The following is a 16,047-nucleotide window of genomic DNA, read 5'->3' as shown; positions in this document are numbered from 1 at the left end:
AACCCCGACGAAGAGCGCGCGCATCCCGACCCGGCAAAAAAATTTGCACGAAACCCCGGTTTGCACTATCTTTGTTGAAAAGCTATCCATATGGAAAACAAACAGGGATACGATCCTTCGGAATTCGAAGACGACGACTACACCACCCCGCAGCCCGATGCGGGCAAATCCATCCGCGGCTACCGCATCGTCATCATCATCCTCTCGGTGATCCTGGCTGCGCTTTCGGTGCTCTACTTCAGCATCCACCGCCAGCAAATGCTCGACAACGAGCTGTTGCAGGCCGACCGCGACTCGATCCAGAACGACCTGGGGCGGCTGATGACCGACTACGACGGGCTGCGCATCTCGAACGACTCGATTTCGGCCGGGCTGACCCTCGAACGCGAACGCGCCGACTCGCTGATGACGCGCCTTAAGAAGGAGCGTTCGTGGAACCTCGCGAAGATCAAACAGTATGAAAAGGAGGTCGGCACGCTGCGCACGATTATGAAAGGTTACGTGAAGCAGATCGACTCGCTCAATACGCTCAACAAAAAGCTCATCAAGGAGAACGTCGGCTTCCGCAAGGAGATTTCGTCGGCCAAGCTGCGCGCCGACATGGCCGAAGAGAAGGCCGCCGAACTGGACAACAAGGTCAAGGTGGGTTCGGTGCTCCGCGCCCGCGACATCCGCCTCTCGGCGCTCAACGACCGCAGCAAGCCCGTTTCGCGGGTCAAGAACGCCGCACGCCTGCGCGTCGACTTCGCGCTCGCGGCCAACGAGCTGGCCACCCCGGGCAACAAGGCCGTCTACGTGCGCATCACCTCGCCCGACGGCTACGTGCTGACCACCGAGGCCATGCCGACCTTCGAATTCGAGGGCGAACGGTTGAGCTACTCGGCCATGCGCGAGGTCGACTACCAGAACCAGGACCTCGAAGTGGGCATCTACTACAACTCGACGGGATTCGCCGCCGGAACCTACCAGATACAGCTCTACTGCGAAGGCCGCCTGATCGGCCAGACGCAGGTGGTGATGAAATAACGTCGGCGCACCTCCGTTCATAAGCCGGGCGACAGTCGTGTCGTCCGGCTTTTTCGCTTCAGAGCCGCCCGCCGGACCATCCCGGACCGCCGGACCGGAGAACTTCCGGAGCGGACCGCATTGCAACGTTGCGGCGCCGCAGCGTCGCAACCGTCGCAACCGCCGCGGGAGCGCCCCGCGGCACCCGGTCGGCGAAGAGGCCGACTGCCGCCTGCGGACCGACGGGTTCAGGGTGTCGCAGCAAAAGCGATTCCGACACGTGCAAAACAAGAGGAGGAGGCTCGTTGCGAGCCTCCTCCTCTTGTTTCCGGTAAAACCCGCCGTATCAGCGGATGCCGCACTTCCTGAATACCTTCAGCAACTCGGGCTGGAGGTTCTGCGCCCAGCGCCAGTAGCCCAGATCCGAAGGGTGCGTGCCGTCGGCCGAGGTCACGTGGTCCGTTCCCGTGAGGTCCGCCTTGTCGACGAAATAGACGTTGTCGAAACGCTTCATGGCTTCGGCCATCTGCCGACGGGCCATGTCGCGCTTGTCCTCTTCGATTTTGCGGGAACGGAGGTCGAAATTGCCGCTCTCGCGGTAGATCGTCTGCACGAAGATCAGCGGCGTCGAAGGCAGCTTCGCGCGGATGCGTTCGATGAAGGGAATCAGCCGCTCTTCGATCATCTTCGCGTCGGGATTCGAAAAGGCGTCGAAAACCATCGCGTCGGCGTCCTTTACGTCGCCGAGGTAGTCGGCGAAATAGGGTTGCAGCTTGCAGTTGCCGCTGCACGCGATGCTGCAAAAGTAGAGGCCCGTGTTGCGGCCGATCTGCATCGGGTAGCTCATGCCCGCGCGGCTGGTGCTGACGCCGTGCGTGAAACTCGACCCGAAGATCACGATCTTATGCCGGAAGGGATTCTCCATCGGGGTGATCGTCGCCCCCTCGTCCACCCCGACGCGGAGCGACGTCAGCTCGCTGTAATTGGGCAGGTACAACAGGCACTCCTTCTCCGAAGAGTCCATACGGCTGATCATCGTGTAGGCCTCGCCGCGTTTCTTCGGGGCGCGCGACGCGGCGTAAAGCCACTCGCCGTCCTTGCGGATGTAGAGGTCGAAACCCTCCGAAGCGACCCGCGGGGTGCTTGCCCCCGCGTAGACGAACGAGGTGTACTGCGGCTCCAGGTCGATGCGCGTGGAGTTGGTTTTGAAGACCAGCGCGAGACCCGCCGAGCAGCGCACCTGCTGGTTCTCGCCCTTGGTGAAGCCCTTGTAGGCGACCGTGTCTATCCGGTGGTAGGGATGCGGCGTCGGCAGGGCCTTGCCGATGAGGTTCAACTCGGTGGCGTCCACGAACCGCATCTGTGCGGCCGCGGCCCAGACCGTCAGCAGCGCGACGGTCAGAAGAAAGAAACGTTTCATTGCTGTGAATTTAAAGTTTTCGGTTTTCAAAAAAGGGCGAAGTCCGGAAACTTCGCCCTTGCGGCACAAGCCGTATCCGGCTATTTGGCGGCTTCCTGCCAGATCAGCGCCGAGGCGCCGAGGATGGCGGCGTTCTTGCCCTGAATGCCGCTGGGAAGCAGTTTCACCTTGTTCTTGAAGACGAAGAGCATGTTCTCCTCCATGTACCACTGCGTCGGTTCGAAGATCAGCTTGCCGGCCTTCGAAAGTCCGCCGAAGAGGAAAATGGCCTGGGGCGAGGTCACCGTCACCACGTCGGCCAGCGCGCGGCCCAGCATTTCGCCCGTATAGCGGAACGCCTCCAGCGCAATGGGATCGCCCTGCTCGGCGGCAGCCGAGATCATCGAGGCGTCGAAGTCGTCGAAGGCGATGCTGCGCAGTTTGCTGGGGGCGTTCATCTTCGCCATCAGCTCGAACGCCGTGCGCTTGATGCCCGTCGCCGACACATAGGTCTCCAGACAGCCCCTGCGCCCGCAGCCGCACTCACGGCCGTTGCGCTCGACGATCACGTGGCCGAACTCGCCGGCGAAGCCGTCGTGGCCGTAGACCATCTCGCCGTTGGCGACGAATCCCGAACCGAGACCCGTGCCGAGGGTGATCATAATGAAATCGCGCATGCCCTTGGCGTTGCCGTAAATCATCTCGCCGATCGTCGCCGCGTTGGCGTCGTTGGTAATGAGCGTCTTCACGCCGCCGAAACACTTCGAAATATCGTCCGCCAGCGGGAACACGCGGCGCGACTCGTCGGGATTGGGGTCGCCCTCCTTAAACTTCCAAAGGTTCGCAGGGGTTTCGATCGTGCCCTTGTGGTAGTTGGCATTGGGCGCGCCGATGCCGATGCCCGTCAGTTCGTACTCGAACGAAAGGCTCTGCGCCAGAGCGCGCATCGAGTCGCAAAGGTCCTCGACATAAGCCGGATAGTCGTCAACATAAGGGTACTTCTTGGTCGAGATGACCGATTCGGCATAGAGGTCGCCGTTTTCATCCACGAGGCCGAAAGCGGTGTTGATGCCGCCGATGTCCACGCCGATCGCGAGTTTTTTCATATCGTGTTTCAGGTTAAAAGTTAGTTTTATCCTGTCAAAGTTAATCGAAAATTCGGCTACTCCAAAGTTTTTTCCTATTTTTGGGACAGTTTCCGACCCAAAAGTACCATTCAAGACTATGCAGACCAACGAGCAGATGCTCTCCGCCATCGAAAATTACCTCGCCCAGACCGAATTTCCGGCCGAACCGGAACTCCTATACGCCCCGATCGGCTATTCGCTCGCCGGGGGCGGCAAACGCCTCCGCCCCATGCTGCTGACGCTCTCCTGCGGCATCTTCTCCGACGACGTGAAACAGGCGCTGCCCGCGGCTGCGGCCGTCGAGGTGTTCCACAACTTCACGCTGCTGCACGACGACATCATGGACAACGCCGCCGTGCGCCGGGGCAAGCCCTCGGTCCATGCCAAATGGGGGCAGAACGTGGCCATCCTCTCGGGCGACGCCATGATGATCTACGCCTACCGCCTGTTGAGCAGCGTCCCGGCCAACCTGCTGCCGCAGGTGCTCTCGACCTTCAACACCATGGCGCTCGAGGTGTGCGAAGGACAGCAGTACGACATGGATTTCGAACAGAAACCCAAGGTCTCGGTGGTCGAATACATGCACATGATCGAGCTGAAGACCTCGGTGCTGCTGGCCGGATCGGTCGTGATCGGCGCGATGCTGGGCGGCGCTTCGGACGAGGACTGCCGCCGCCTGCGGCGCTTCGCCGTCGAGCTGGGGCTGGCATTCCAGTTGCAGGACGACCTGCTGGACAGCTACGGCGACCAGCGGCTGGGCAAAGCCATCGGGGGCGACATCCTCGAAGGCAAGAAGACCTACCTGATGATCACGGCGATGAGCCATGCCGACGAGGCGACGCGCGAGATGCTGCGCACGGCCTACCGCGACCCGGCGCTCTCCGACGCCGAGAAGATCGGCAAGGTGAAGTCGATCTACGACCGGCTGGACGTGCCGCGCCTGACCGAGCAGCAGATCCAGCTGCGTTTCGAACGTGCGCTGTCGATCCTCGACACCCTTTCGGTGGCCCCTTCGCGGACACAGCGCATGCGCGACTACGCCATGAGCCTGATGGACCGGAAAAACTGAACGATGAAACGCTCCGACATTGAAATAATGGCTCCCGTCGGGAGTTACGAATCGCTCGCGGCCGCCATCCGGGCCGGGGCCGACGCCGTCTATTTCGGCGTCGGGAAACTCAACATGCGTTCGGCCTCGGCGGCCAACTTCACGCTCGACGACCTGGGACGGATCGTCGCCTCGGCCCGCAAGGCCGGGGTGAAGACCTACCTGACGGTCAACACGATCGTCTACGAAGACGAGATCGCCGACGTGCACGCCGTGATCGACCGCGCCAAAAAGGAGGGTGTCGACGCCGTGATCGCCTCGGACATGGCGGCGATCCTTTACGCCCGCCGGATCGGGCAGGAGGTGCACATCTCGACCCAGAGCAACATCTCGAACTCCGAGGCGGTGCGCTTCTACGCCCAGTGGGCCGACACGGTGGTGCTGGCGCGCGAACTGTCGCTGGAGCAGGTGGCGGCGATCCGCCGCCGGATCGTCGAGGACGACATCCGCGGCCCGCGGGGCGAACTGGTCGAGATCGAGATGTTCGCCCACGGCGCGCTGTGCATGTCCGTCTCGGGCAAATGCTACCTTTCGCTCTACGAAACCAACTGCTCGGCCAACCGCGGCGCCTGCCGCCAGCTGTGCCGCCGCAAATACACCGTCACGGACAAGGAGACGGGCGCGCAGCTGGACATCGACGGACGCTACGTCCTGTCGCCCAAAGACCTATGCACCATCGACTTCCTCGACAAAATGATCGCCGCGGGGGTCCGGGTGCTGAAGATCGAGGGACGCGCCCGCGGCGCGGAGTACGTGAAACGCGTGGTGGAGTGTTACGACCAGGCGCTCAAGGCGATGGAGTCCGGGACCTACACTCCCGCTTTAACTGCGGAGCTGAAAGAGCGGCTCCGCACGGTTTTCAACCGCGGTTTCTGGGAAGGCTACTACGCCGGACGCCCCGTCGTGGAGCACAGCCCCGCCTACGGATCGTCGGCCACCCAACGCAAAGTGTATGTGGGAAAGGTGACGAACTTTTACCGAAAGCTCTCGGTAGCCGAGGTGTCGGTCGAAGCGGCTCCGCTCGCTGTCGGGGAACCGATCTTCTTTCTCGGCGCGACCACGGGCGTCGCCGAACAGACGCTCACCGAACTGCACGGACCCGACGGACAGCCGGCAGAGTCGGTCGCCCAGGGGGAACTCTGCGCCATCCGCACGCCCGGCGTCGTCCGCCGCGGCGACCAGCTCTACAAATTCGTCCCCGCCGAAACAACCTGAAACCCGATACCGATGAAACCTCAACCGACCCAACCGGCCGCTTCGCAGCGGCTTCTTTCGCTCGACGCCCTGCGGGGCTTCGACATGCTCTTCATCATGGGATTCGCAGGACTGGTAACAGCCCTGTGCAAGCTCTGTCCCGGAGAATTTTCCGACTGGATGACCGCCCAGATGGGTCACGCCGACTGGAACGGATTCTTCCACCACGACACCATCTTCCCGCTGTTCCTCTTCATCGCGGGCATCTCGTTCCCCTTCTCGCTCGCCAAACAGCGCGAAAAAGGGATGAGCGAACGAAGCATCTACCTGAAAGTCATCCGCCGCGGCCTGACCCTCGTGGCGCTGGGATTCGTTTACAGCGGACTGTTCAAGCTCGACTTCGCCACGCTGCGCCTGCCGAGCGTGCTGGGCCGGATCGGTCTGGCGTGGATGTTCGCGGCGCTGCTGTTCGTCAATTTCAACGTGCGCACGCGCGCCGTCATCGCCGCCGCGATCCTCCTCGGCTACGGACTGCTGCTGCAATTCGTCGCCGCGCCCGACGCCGGAGGGGCCGGGCCGCTGACCCTCGAAGGCAATATCGTGGGCTACGTCGACCGAATCGTCATGCCCTCGCACCTGCTGGGCGGCAGGGGATTCGACCCCGAAGGGCTGTTGAGCACCCTCCCGGCCATCGTGACGGCCATGCTGGGCATGTTCACGGGCGAGTTCGTCCGCCGCTCCGAAGAGCGGACCTCCGGCAGCCGCAAGACGCTCTGGATGGCCGCCGGGGCGGTCGCGCTGCTGGCGCTGGCGCTCTGCCTCGACCCGTTACAGCCGATCAACAAGAAGCTCTGGACTCCGGCCTTCGTATTCGCCGCCGGAGCCTACTCGCTGGGCATGTTCGCGCTGTTCTATTATATAATAGATGTGTGCCAATGGCGGCGGTGGACCTATTTCTTCAAGGTCATCGGCGTCAATTCGATCACGATTTACATGGTCCAGCGGATCGTCCGCGTGAGCTACACCTCGGAGTTCTTCTTCGGCGGGCTGGCTTCGAAACTCTCGCCCGAGGCGGCCGCCGTGGTTCTCTCGGCGGGGTACGTCGCCGTCTGCTGGCTGCTGCTGTGGTTCCTCGACCGGAAAAAGATATACCTCAAGATCTGACCGTCCCCCCCCAATGACGGGAAGGCGCATCCGAAAGGTGCGCCTTTTTTCGTGACACGAAAACCGAAAACGGCCAACTATCGAAAATTATTTATCGAATTTCAATAAATATTATTTGTTTTTCAAAAATTGTTTCGTATGTTTGCAGTGTCGAAAACAAAAAAGACATCCCATGGAAATCGAAAAAGTCATCCGCATTCTGACCGTTTTTCTCGTCGTCGCGGCTTTCGCCGTGAAGGTCGCCACACATCTGATGTTCCCCCAGTCGCCGCACGGGTTCAACCTGCCGATCGCGATCGTCCTGCTCCTCTGCCTGACGAACATCTGGCGCAAAACCGGAAAACAAGAAGAGAACTCAAACGAATAAATCCCATGAAAAAACTCCTGATCATCGCCGCAATGGCCGCCACGGCCGTCGCCTGCACCCCGAAAACAGCCCCCGAGCTGCCGATGGAGACCTTCTTCCGCAACTCGGAAAAGTCGGACTACCAGATTTCGCCCGACGGAAAATACTTCTCCTACATGGCCCCCTGGGAGAGCCGCCGCAACATCTTCGTACAGCAGGTCGGGTCGGACGAGGCCGTGCGCATCACCTCGGAGAGAGAACGCGACCTGGCCGGATACTTCTGGGCCAACGACAGCCGCATCCTCTACCTCAAGGACACGGGCGGCGACGAGAATTTCCAGCTCTACGGCGTCAACATCGACGGCACGGACCCGAAGGCCTACACCGCCGTCCCGGGCGTGCGGACCACGATCATCGACCCGCTGGAGGAGATCGACTCGCTGATGATCATCGGCACGAACGAGCGCAACCCGCAGATATTCGACCCCTATCGTTTGAACCTCAACACCGGGGAGAAAACCCTGCTCTGCGAGAATCCCGGCGACGTGCAGGGCTGGCAGACCGACCACGACGGCAAGCTGCGCGTGGCCTACGCCGTCGTCGACGGCGTCAACACCCAGATCCGCTACCGCGAGAGCGAGGCCGAAGAGTTCCGCCCCGTGCTGACGACCAATTTCAAGGAGGGGGTCAGCTTCGCGACGTTCACCCCCGACAACAGGATGGTATACGCCATCACCAACCTCGGACGCGACAAGGACGCCCTCGTGCTGATGGACCCCGCGACGTGCGAGGAGAAAGAGGTGCTCTATACGAACGACACCTACGACCTGGCGGGCGTCTGGTACAGCGAAAAGGAGAAAAAACTGCTCGGCGTATCGTACGAAGGACACAAGGGGACGACGCGCCACTTCTTCGACCGTGAGGCCGGCGAGCTGTTCGGCCGCATGGAGCGCCACCTGCGCGGCTACGAACTGGGCATCGTCGGTTCGGACAAGGCCGAGGACAAATACATCGTCTACGCCGGCAGCGACCGCACGGCGGGCGCCTACTACATCTACGATGTCGCCACCGACACGATGACCAAACTGGCCGACCTGCGTCCGTGGATCAAACAGGAGGAGATGGCCGAAATGCTCCCCATCGAATACACCGCGCGCGACGGCGAGCGCATCGAGGGTTACCTCACGCTGCCCGTGGGCAAGACCCTGCGCAACGCCAAAAACCTGCCCGTGGTGGTGAATCCCCACGGAGGTCCGTGGGCGCGCGACTCGTGGGGCTTCAACCCCGAGGCGCAGTTCCTGGCCAACCGCGGCTACGCCGTATTGCAGATGAACTTCCGCGGCTCGACGGGCTTCGGCCGCCGCTTCACGGAGATCGCCTTCGGCAAGTGGGGGCAGGAGATGCAGGACGACATCACCGACGGCGTGAACTGGCTGATCGGGAAAGGCATCGCCGATCCCGCCCGGATCGCCATCTACGGCGGCTCGTACGGCGGTTACGCCACGCTGCAAGGCATCGTCAAAGACCCCGACCTCTACGCCTGCGCCATCGACTATGTAGGCGTCTCGAACCTCTTCTCGTTCCTGAACACCATTCCTCCCTACTGGAAGCCGCTGCTCGACCAGATGTACGAAATGGTCGGCAATCCCGAAACGCAGCAGGAAATGCTGCGCGAAAACTCCCCGGCGCTCAACGCCGGGCGGATCAAGACCCCGCTGCTGGTGGTTCAGGGCGCCAACGACCCCCGCGTGAACATCAACGAGAGCAACCAGATGGTCGAGGCGCTGCGCGCACGCGGCGTGGAGGTGGACTACATGGTCAAGGACAACGAAGGCCACGGATTCCACAACGAGGAGAACCGCTTCGACTTCTACCGCGCCATGGAGAAGTTCTTCGGCAAGCACCTCAAGGGCGTCCGGCCCGAGGGCGACATCGTCCCCGAAAGCTGCCGCCGGTAAAGGCAGCGGAAACAGAATCTGTGAACCACAACCATTCAAAATAAAAAGTTCAAACCCGGGCCGACCCGGAAGACGGCTCTCTTACCGGCCGCCGCGACGGAAAAGCCCATATGACAGTTGTGCGACGAAGGCCCGGAATTTCCGGGCCTTTTGCCGGAAAAGCCCGGAAAAATCCCTACTTTTGCTGTCGCAATGCACGCCGCGCCCCACATACCCCAGCGTCCTGCGGACGGACTGCCCATGCCCCAACGGCTCGGAGCCATTCTGGCCGTGGCCTTCGGCGTATCGCTCTCGGTGATCGACGGGACCGTCGCCAACGTCGCCCTGCCCACCATCGGGCAGCAGCTGGGCATCTCGGCGGCCGATTCGATCTGGATCGTCAACGCCTACCAGCTGGCCATCATGGTCTCGCTGCTCTCCCTCTCGGCGCTGGGCGACGTGGTGGGTTACCGCAAGGTCTACATCGGCGGGCTGATGCTCTTCACGGTGGCGTCGGTGGGCTGTTCGCTCTCCGGGTCGCTCCAGGCCCTCGTGCTGGCGCGCGTCATGCAGGGGTTCGGAGCCGCGGCCATCACCTCGGTCAACACCTCGCTGATCCGCTTCATCTACCCCAAGGCCCGGCTGGGACGCGGCATGGGCGTCAACGCCACGGTGGTCGCCACCTCGTCGGTGGCCGGGCCGACGCTGGCGGCGGGCATCCTCTCCGCGGCCGACTGGCCGTGGCTGTTCGCCGTGAACGTCCCGATAGGGCTGGCCGCCCTGGCGCTCAGCCGCCGGTTCCTGCCGGAGAATCCCGTACGGGTGCGCGAACACCGCTTCGACTGGCGCGACGCAGTGATGAACGCCCTGACGTTCGGACTGATGATGGCCTCGGTCGAGGGTTTCTCCCACGGGCTGGACCCGCGCGTGCTCTCGCTGGGCGTCGCGGCGCTCATCGTCGTCGGCTTCTTCTTCATCCGCGGCCAGCTGCGCGAACCGTATCCGATCCTGCCGTTCGACCTGCTGCGCATCCCGATCTTCTCGGTCTCGGTCGCAACGTCGGTCTGCTCGTTCCTCGGGCAGATGCTCGCCATGGTGGCGCTGCCCTTCTACCTGCAACAGGCCTGCGGCTACAACGACGTCGAGACGGGACTGCTGCTGACGGCCTGGCCCGCCGTGATCATGGTCGTGGCCCCGGCGGCCGGGCTGCTCGTCGAGCGCATTCACGCCGGGCTGCTGGGCGGCACGGGGCTTACGATGATGGCCGCGGGACTGTTCCTGCTGGCCTTCCTGCCGGAGCATCCGACCGATTTCGACATCATCTGGCGGCTGGTGCTCTGCGGCGCGGGATTCGGACTGTTCCAATCGCCCAACAACAGCATCCTGATCGCCTCGGCCCCGCCCGAACGAAGCGGTTCGGCGAGCGGCATGCTGGCCACCGCACGCCTCGCGGGACAAACGACCGGCGCCGCGCTGATGGCCCTGCTGTTCCACGTCGTGCCCGAAAACAGCACCCACACGGCCCTGCTGCTGGCGGGCGGATTCGCCGTCGCGGGGGCCGCCGTCAGCCTCGCGCGCATCCGCCTGCCCCTGCCCGAAGGGCTGAAGAGAATTAAAAATGAAAAATGAAGAATTAAAAATTAGTTTTTCGTATATTTGCTGAAAACAGCAACACTATGTTTTCAGCAAAAACCTATACCGCGCGCCGCCACGAGCTGCGCACGAAGATCGGAAGCGGCATCATCCTGCTCCCGGGCAATTCGCTCTCGCCGAACAATTATCCCAACAACGCCTACTACTTCCGGCAGGACTCCTCGTTCCGCTACTATTTCGGGCTGAACGTGCCGTCGGTCGTCGGCGTGATCGACGCCGACACGGGCGAAGAGGCGCTGTACGGCGACGATTTCACCGTCGAGGACATCATCTGGACCGGACCGCAGCCCACGCTGCGCGAAATGGGCGCCGGAGCGGGCGTCACGGCGACGTTCCCGATGGCGGAGCTTGAAAAACGGCTGCGCAGGGCGATCTCCCTGGGCCGCAGGGTCCACTACCTGCCGCCCTACCGCGGGGAGACCAAGCTCCAGCTGTCGGCGCTGCTGGGCATCAAACCCGCGCTGCTGCACGACTACAAGTCGGTGGACCTGATGTTCGCCGTGGCGGAGATGCGCGAGAAGAAGAGCGCCGAAGAGGTCGAGGAGATGGAACGCGCCTTCCGGATCGGCTACGAGATGCACACGACGGCCATGCGGATGTGCCGCCCGGGCGTCGTCGAACGCCAGATCGCGGGAGCCATCGAAGGCGTCGCCAAATCGCAGGGACAGGGCGTGTCGTTCCCGTCGATCGTGTCGCAGCACGGCGAGACGCTCCACAACCTCAACGCCGACGGCGTGCTGGAGGAGGGCCGGCTGCTGCTGTGCGACGCCGGCGGCGAAACCGTCGAAGGCTACTGCTCGGACCACACGCGCACCTATCCCGTGAGCGGACGCTTCACTCAAAAGCAAAAAGACATTTACAACATCGTACTGGCGGCGCACGACCACGTGGCGCGCATCGTGAAGCCCCACATGATGTACACCGAGGTGCACAACGCCGCCTACATGACCCTCGCCGAAGGGCTTGTCGGACTGGGCCTGCTGAAAGGCCCGGCCGCCGACGCCGTGGCCGCAGGAGCCATGACGATGTTCATGCCCCACGGACTGGGCCACGGACTGGGCATGGACGTGCACGACTGCGAGGCGATGGGCGAGAGGTCGTTCGACTACGGTTCGATCGCCGAACGGGCCGCCGAGTCGGGAACCTGCGTCTACCGCGCGGCGTGGCGGATCGAACCGGGGACCGTGATGACCGACGAACCGGGTCTCTACTTCATCCCCGCGCTGATCGACAAGTGCCGCGCCGAAGGGAAATACAAGGGCATCGTCGACTACGACGCGCTGGAGGCCTACCGCGATTTCGGCGGCATCCGCATCGAGGACGACATCCTCGTGACGGAGTCGGGCAGCCGCATCATCGGCGACCGGAAAATCCCCGTCACAGTCGAAGAACTGGAAGGCTTAAAAAGCCTTTTTTAGGGGCGACGGCAGGAATTGCATATCGGAGCCTGTACTGCGCTTCGGTCCTCTTTAAAACCCGGCTTTTAGCCGGAGCGGAAAAAGAATAATCTCAATAATACGACTATGGACAAAAAATGGACAATCGGCCTGGGCCTGCTGGGCATCCTGATCGTCTTCCTGCTGCTCTGGAATTTCGCTCCGGCCATCCAACGGTGGCTGGCGAGCGTCTTCGTGGACATCATTCTCCTGCTGGCCGCCTTCGCGGCGGGATGGCTCTTCGGCCGTTTCGGAGGCAAACGCCGCCGCAGCGACGACGAACGCAACGCACGCAACATCACCCAAGCTCAAAAAAAGTAACGACCTCCATGAAAAAACTGATTCTGCTGATCGCGCTCGCACTTCCGGCCCTGCTGACGGCCCAACAGCGCGACTGGGCCAACTACGGCCGCTATGCCGAAGCCAATGCGCAGCTCACGACCCCGCCCGCGGTGGTGTTCATGGGCAACTCGATCACCGACGGATGGGACAACGCCCATCCCGAATTCTTCACGGCGAACAATTTCGCCTGCCGCGGAATCGGCGGGCAGGTCACCGGCCAGATGCTCTGCCGCTTCCGGGCCGACGTGATCAACCTCCATCCGCAGGCGGTGGTGATCCTCGCCGGGACGAACGACCTGGCGCAAAACAACGGGCCGATCGCCACCCAGCACATCGTCGAAAACATCATCTCGATGGCCGAGCTGGCAATGGCCGCAGGCATCCGGCCGATCATCTGCTCCGTGCTCCCGGCCGGAAAATACCCCTGGAGGACCGAGATCGAGTCGGTTCCCGAAAAAATCCGGGACCTGAACGCACGGCTGCACCGGTACGCCTCCGACCGCGGGCTGATCTGGGTCGACTATTACACGGCGATGGACGCCGGAGACGGCTCGATGCGCAGCGAGTACACCAAAGACGGCGTGCATCCCACGCCCGAAGGATACGACGTCATGGAGCGGATCGTTCTGCCCGCGCTGGCGCACTACTGTCCCGCGGCCGCAAAGTGAATCCGCGGTTCCGACAGACCGAAAAATCGCCCTCATGGGGCGATTTTTTCATTCCCGAAGTTGTTTTTCACGAATAATTTGTATATTTATAGTCGGCTAACCGAAAAACCTTAAAACCATACGAGAATATGAAAAATTATTCAGCTAAAGAGATCAAGAACATCGTACTCATCGGCGCGCCCGGCACGGGTAAAACTACCCTTGCCGAAGCGATGGCCTTCGAGGGTAAGGTCATCGACCGCAGGGGTAGTATCGAGGCGAACAACACGCTCTCGGACAACACGGATATCGAGCACGAATACAAACGCTCGATCTATTCGACGATCCTCTTCACCGAATTCATGGACCGCAAGTTGAACATCATCGACTGCCCCGGCTCGGACGACTTCTGCGGAAGCCTCTTCTCGGCCTTCAAGGTCGGAGACGTGGGCGTCTTCCTGTTCAACGCCCAGAACGGCTGGGAGGTGGGCAGCGAGATTCAGGCCCGCTACGCCCGGCTGCTGCAAAAACCCGTGATCGGCGTGGTGAACCAGCTGGACGCCGAGAAGGCCAGCTTCGAGGCCACGGTCGAGTCGATCCGGGCTTCGTCGCGCGTGAAACCCGTCATCGTGCAGTATCCCGTCAACCAGGGTCCGGAGTTCAACGCCTTCATCGACGTACTGCTGATGAAGATGTACCGCTTCAAGGACAACGACGGCCACCGCGAGGAGCTGGAAATTCCGGCCGAAGAGCTTGAAAAGGCCCAGGAGCTGAACAAGGAGCTGGTCGAGATGGCCGCCGAACACGACGAGGCGCTGATGGAACTCTACTTCGACAAAGGCACGCTCACGCAGGACGACATCCGCTCGGGCCTGAAGATCGGCGTCTCGAAACGCGAAGTGATGCCCATCTTCTGCACCTCGGGCAAACGCGACATCGGCACCAAGCGTCTGATGGAGTTCATCATCAACGTGGCGCCCGGTCCGCAGAAAGCCCCGGCATTCCTTTCGACCGAAGGCGAGGAGATCACGGCCGACGAGACCGCACCCGCCGTGGCATTCGTCTTCAAGAGCCAGGTGGAACAGCATATCGGCGAGATCACCTATTTCCGCGTCATCCGAGGCAGGATCGCCGAGGGAGCGGAGCTGGTGAACACCCGCACCGGAAACAAGGAAAAACTCTCGCAGCTGTTCGCCGTGGCGGGCAAGAACCGGATCAAGGTCACGGAACTCATGGCCGGCGACATCGGCTGCACGGTGAAGCTGAAGGGCACGCGGACGAACGACACGCTTTCGGCCCCGTCGGCTCCCGTGACCGTCGAGCCGATCGCCTTCCCCGAACCGCGCTACCGCGCCGCCATCAAATGCAAGGACCAGGCCGACGAAGAGAAACTGGGCAAGGTGCTCAACGACGCCAAATTCGAAGACCCGACCATTCTGGTCGAATACTCCAAAGAGTTGAAGCAGACCATCATCCAGGGTCAGGGCGAACACCACCTGAACATCCTGCGCTCGCGCATCGAGAAGGAGAACAAACTCGCCTACGAATACATCGCGCCGAAGATTCCCTACCGCGAAACCATCACCAAGGTCGCGCAGGCCGACTACCGCCACAAGAAGCAGTCGGGCGGCGCAGGCCAGTTCGGCGAGGTGCACATGATCATCGAACCCTATTACGAGGGCATCGGCGAACCGAAGAACTACAAGGTACCCGGCAAGGGCGACATGGTGCTGAACCCCAAGACCAAGGAGGAATACGACCTGCCGTGGGGCGGCAAACTGCAATTCTACTCGGCGATCGTGGGCGGCGCCATCGACGCGCGCTTCATGCCCGCCATCCTGAAAGGTATCATGGAGAAGATGGACGAAGGCCCGCTGACCGGATCGTACGCCCGCGACATCCGCGTGGTGATCTACGACGGCAAGATGCACCCGGTGGATTCGAACGAAATTTCGTTCAAGCTGGCGGCCCGCAACGCCTTCAAGGAGGCTTTCCGCAACGCGGGGCCCAAGATCATGGAGCCGATATACAGCGTCGAGGTGCTCGTGCCGAGCGAATACATGGGCGCCGTGATGTCGGATCTCCAGAACCGCCGCGCGATGATCGCCGGCATGGAGTCGGACAAGGGATTCGACCGGCTGAACGCGCTGGTTCCGCTGGCTGAACTGTACCGCTACTCGACGACCCTTTCGTCGCTGACGTCGGGTTCGGCCACCTACTCGATGAAATTCGGCAGCTACGAGCAGGTTCCCGCCGACGTGCAGGAAAAACTGCTCAAGGCCTACACCGACACCGACGACGAATAACCCGGCAAAGGCCGGGCTTCAGGAGGCGAGAGGCCAGTCGGAACGGCACAGCCCATTCTGCGCCCGGCCCCGCTTAAAAGACCGGCTTCAGGGACCGCAGCAGGCCCTCCGCGTACCGTCCGGTTCCACGCCCCCCGCAAAGAGCCGGGTCCGGAGGCGGCACACAGGCTTCGGATGTCGCCATCCGGCGCTGCGCCCGATAATGCAAAAGCGGCGGACCAACAAGGTTCGGTATTTGTAGGTAAAGAGAAGTGCAGGAAAGAGTAAATATCTTGTTTGCAAGTATTTAATTCTCTATTCTGCATATGCTCCAAGCAATAAAAAAGCAGAATCGGGCAGGTTTGACGGTGAGTTTTGTTACTTATCCGTTACCTGCCCGAAAT

At 61.9% G+C, this 16,047-nt stretch carries 13 protein-coding genes; 11 read left to right on the top strand and 2 right to left on the bottom strand.

Going from position 1 to position 16,047, the window contains the following annotated elements; translation table 11 throughout:
- Positions 1 to 90 precede the first annotated feature (90 nt).
- Complete coding sequence (locus NQ492_RS08595; protein WP_015546522.1) at positions 91 to 1,026, top strand: hypothetical protein; 936 nt, start codon at positions 91 to 93, stop codon at positions 1,024 to 1,026.
- A 325-nt stretch (positions 1,027 to 1,351) separates the two neighbouring features.
- Here NQ492_RS08595 and NQ492_RS08590 read toward each other — a convergent pair whose 3' ends face one another.
- Both NQ492_RS08590 and NQ492_RS08585 read right to left on the bottom strand, forming a co-directional pair.
- Positions 1,352 to 2,425: an SGNH/GDSL hydrolase family protein gene (locus NQ492_RS08590; protein WP_015546523.1), complete on the bottom strand. Its 1,074-nt coding sequence runs from the start codon at positions 2,423 to 2,425 to the stop codon at positions 1,352 to 1,354.
- 80 nt (positions 2,426 to 2,505) lie between these two features.
- A complete protein-coding gene (locus NQ492_RS08585; RefSeq protein WP_015546524.1) occupies positions 2,506 to 3,510 on the bottom strand; it encodes an ROK family protein in 1,005 nt (334 codons plus the stop codon).
- A gap of 118 nt (positions 3,511 to 3,628) precedes the next feature.
- Between NQ492_RS08585 and NQ492_RS08580 the strand changes: the two genes are divergently transcribed.
- From NQ492_RS08580 to NQ492_RS08535, 10 genes are all read left to right on the top strand, one after another.
- A complete protein-coding gene (locus tag NQ492_RS08580) occupies positions 3,629 to 4,600 on the top strand; it encodes a polyprenyl synthetase family protein (protein WP_015546525.1) in 972 nt (323 codons plus the stop codon).
- 3 nt (positions 4,601 to 4,603) lie between these two features.
- On the top strand, positions 4,604 to 5,854 hold the full coding sequence (locus NQ492_RS08575) for a peptidase U32 family protein (protein ID WP_015546526.1): 1,251 nt from the start codon (positions 4,604 to 4,606) through the stop codon (positions 5,852 to 5,854).
- Positions 5,855 to 5,866: 12 nt separating this feature from the next.
- Positions 5,867 to 6,997 (top strand): acyltransferase family protein, encoded by a 1,131-nt coding sequence (locus tag NQ492_RS08570; protein ID WP_015546527.1) that lies wholly within the window; start codon positions 5,867 to 5,869, stop codon positions 6,995 to 6,997.
- A gap of 172 nt (positions 6,998 to 7,169) precedes the next feature.
- Positions 7,170 to 7,364: a hypothetical protein gene (locus NQ492_RS08565; RefSeq protein WP_015546528.1), complete on the top strand. Its 195-nt coding sequence runs from the start codon at positions 7,170 to 7,172 to the stop codon at positions 7,362 to 7,364.
- 32 nt (positions 7,365 to 7,396) lie between these two features.
- Entirely contained in the window at positions 7,397 to 9,301 is a 1,905-nt protein-coding gene (locus NQ492_RS08560; RefSeq protein ID WP_231839951.1) for a S9 family peptidase, read from the top strand.
- A 240-nt stretch (positions 9,302 to 9,541) separates the two neighbouring features.
- A complete protein-coding gene (locus tag NQ492_RS08555; RefSeq protein ID WP_015546530.1) occupies positions 9,542 to 10,909 on the top strand; it encodes an MFS transporter in 1,368 nt (455 codons plus the stop codon).
- Positions 10,910 to 10,956: 47 nt separating this feature from the next.
- Complete coding sequence (locus tag NQ492_RS08550; RefSeq protein ID WP_015546531.1) at positions 10,957 to 12,351, top strand: aminopeptidase P family protein; 1,395 nt, start codon at positions 10,957 to 10,959, stop codon at positions 12,349 to 12,351.
- Between the two features lie 105 nt (positions 12,352 to 12,456).
- A complete protein-coding gene (locus NQ492_RS08545; protein ID WP_015546532.1) occupies positions 12,457 to 12,690 on the top strand; it encodes a hypothetical protein in 234 nt (77 codons plus the stop codon).
- Between the two features lie 8 nt (positions 12,691 to 12,698).
- Positions 12,699 to 13,379, top strand: a complete 681-nt coding sequence (locus NQ492_RS08540; protein ID WP_015546533.1) for an SGNH/GDSL hydrolase family protein — start codon at positions 12,699 to 12,701, stop codon at positions 13,377 to 13,379.
- Between the two features lie 128 nt (positions 13,380 to 13,507).
- Positions 13,508 to 15,664 carry an elongation factor G gene (locus NQ492_RS08535; protein WP_015546534.1) on the top strand — a complete coding sequence of 719 codons (2,157 nt, stop codon included), beginning with the start codon at positions 13,508 to 13,510 and terminating at the stop codon, positions 15,662 to 15,664.
- Positions 15,665 to 16,047: the final 383 nt, after the last annotated feature.

Origin of the sequence: Alistipes shahii WAL 8301, from assembly GCF_025145845.1 — a bacterium.
GTDB classification, from domain to species: Bacteria; Bacteroidota; Bacteroidia; order Bacteroidales; family Rikenellaceae; genus Alistipes; species Alistipes shahii.
Note: the sequence above shows the minus strand (reverse complement) of the source record. Positions and strands in the feature narration are given on the sequence as shown.

Excerpts from the sequence above, each read along its gene's own strand:
- NQ492_RS08595 (WP_015546522.1), top strand. The coding sequence starts at position 91 with ATGGAAAACAAACAGGGATACGATCCTTCGGAATTCGAAGACGACGAC.
- NQ492_RS08590 (WP_015546523.1), bottom strand. The coding sequence starts at position 2,425 with ATGAAACGTTTCTTTCTTCTGACCGTCGCGCTGCTGACGGTCTGGGCC.
- NQ492_RS08585 (WP_015546524.1), bottom strand. The coding sequence starts at position 3,510 with ATGAAAAAACTCGCGATCGGCGTGGACATCGGCGGCATCAACACCGCT.
- NQ492_RS08580 (WP_015546525.1), top strand. The coding sequence starts at position 3,629 with ATGCAGACCAACGAGCAGATGCTCTCCGCCATCGAAAATTACCTCGCC.
- NQ492_RS08575 (WP_015546526.1), top strand. The coding sequence starts at position 4,604 with ATGAAACGCTCCGACATTGAAATAATGGCTCCCGTCGGGAGTTACGAA.
- NQ492_RS08570 (WP_015546527.1), top strand. The coding sequence starts at position 5,867 with ATGAAACCTCAACCGACCCAACCGGCCGCTTCGCAGCGGCTTCTTTCG.
- NQ492_RS08565 (WP_015546528.1), top strand. The coding sequence starts at position 7,170 with ATGGAAATCGAAAAAGTCATCCGCATTCTGACCGTTTTTCTCGTCGTC.
- NQ492_RS08560 (WP_231839951.1), top strand. The coding sequence starts at position 7,397 with ATGGCCGCCACGGCCGTCGCCTGCACCCCGAAAACAGCCCCCGAGCTG.
- NQ492_RS08555 (WP_015546530.1), top strand. The coding sequence starts at position 9,542 with ATGCCCCAACGGCTCGGAGCCATTCTGGCCGTGGCCTTCGGCGTATCG.
- NQ492_RS08550 (WP_015546531.1), top strand. The coding sequence starts at position 10,957 with ATGTTTTCAGCAAAAACCTATACCGCGCGCCGCCACGAGCTGCGCACG.
- NQ492_RS08545 (WP_015546532.1), top strand. The coding sequence starts at position 12,457 with ATGGACAAAAAATGGACAATCGGCCTGGGCCTGCTGGGCATCCTGATC.
- NQ492_RS08540 (WP_015546533.1), top strand. The coding sequence starts at position 12,699 with ATGAAAAAACTGATTCTGCTGATCGCGCTCGCACTTCCGGCCCTGCTG.
- NQ492_RS08535 (WP_015546534.1), top strand. The coding sequence starts at position 13,508 with ATGAAAAATTATTCAGCTAAAGAGATCAAGAACATCGTACTCATCGGC.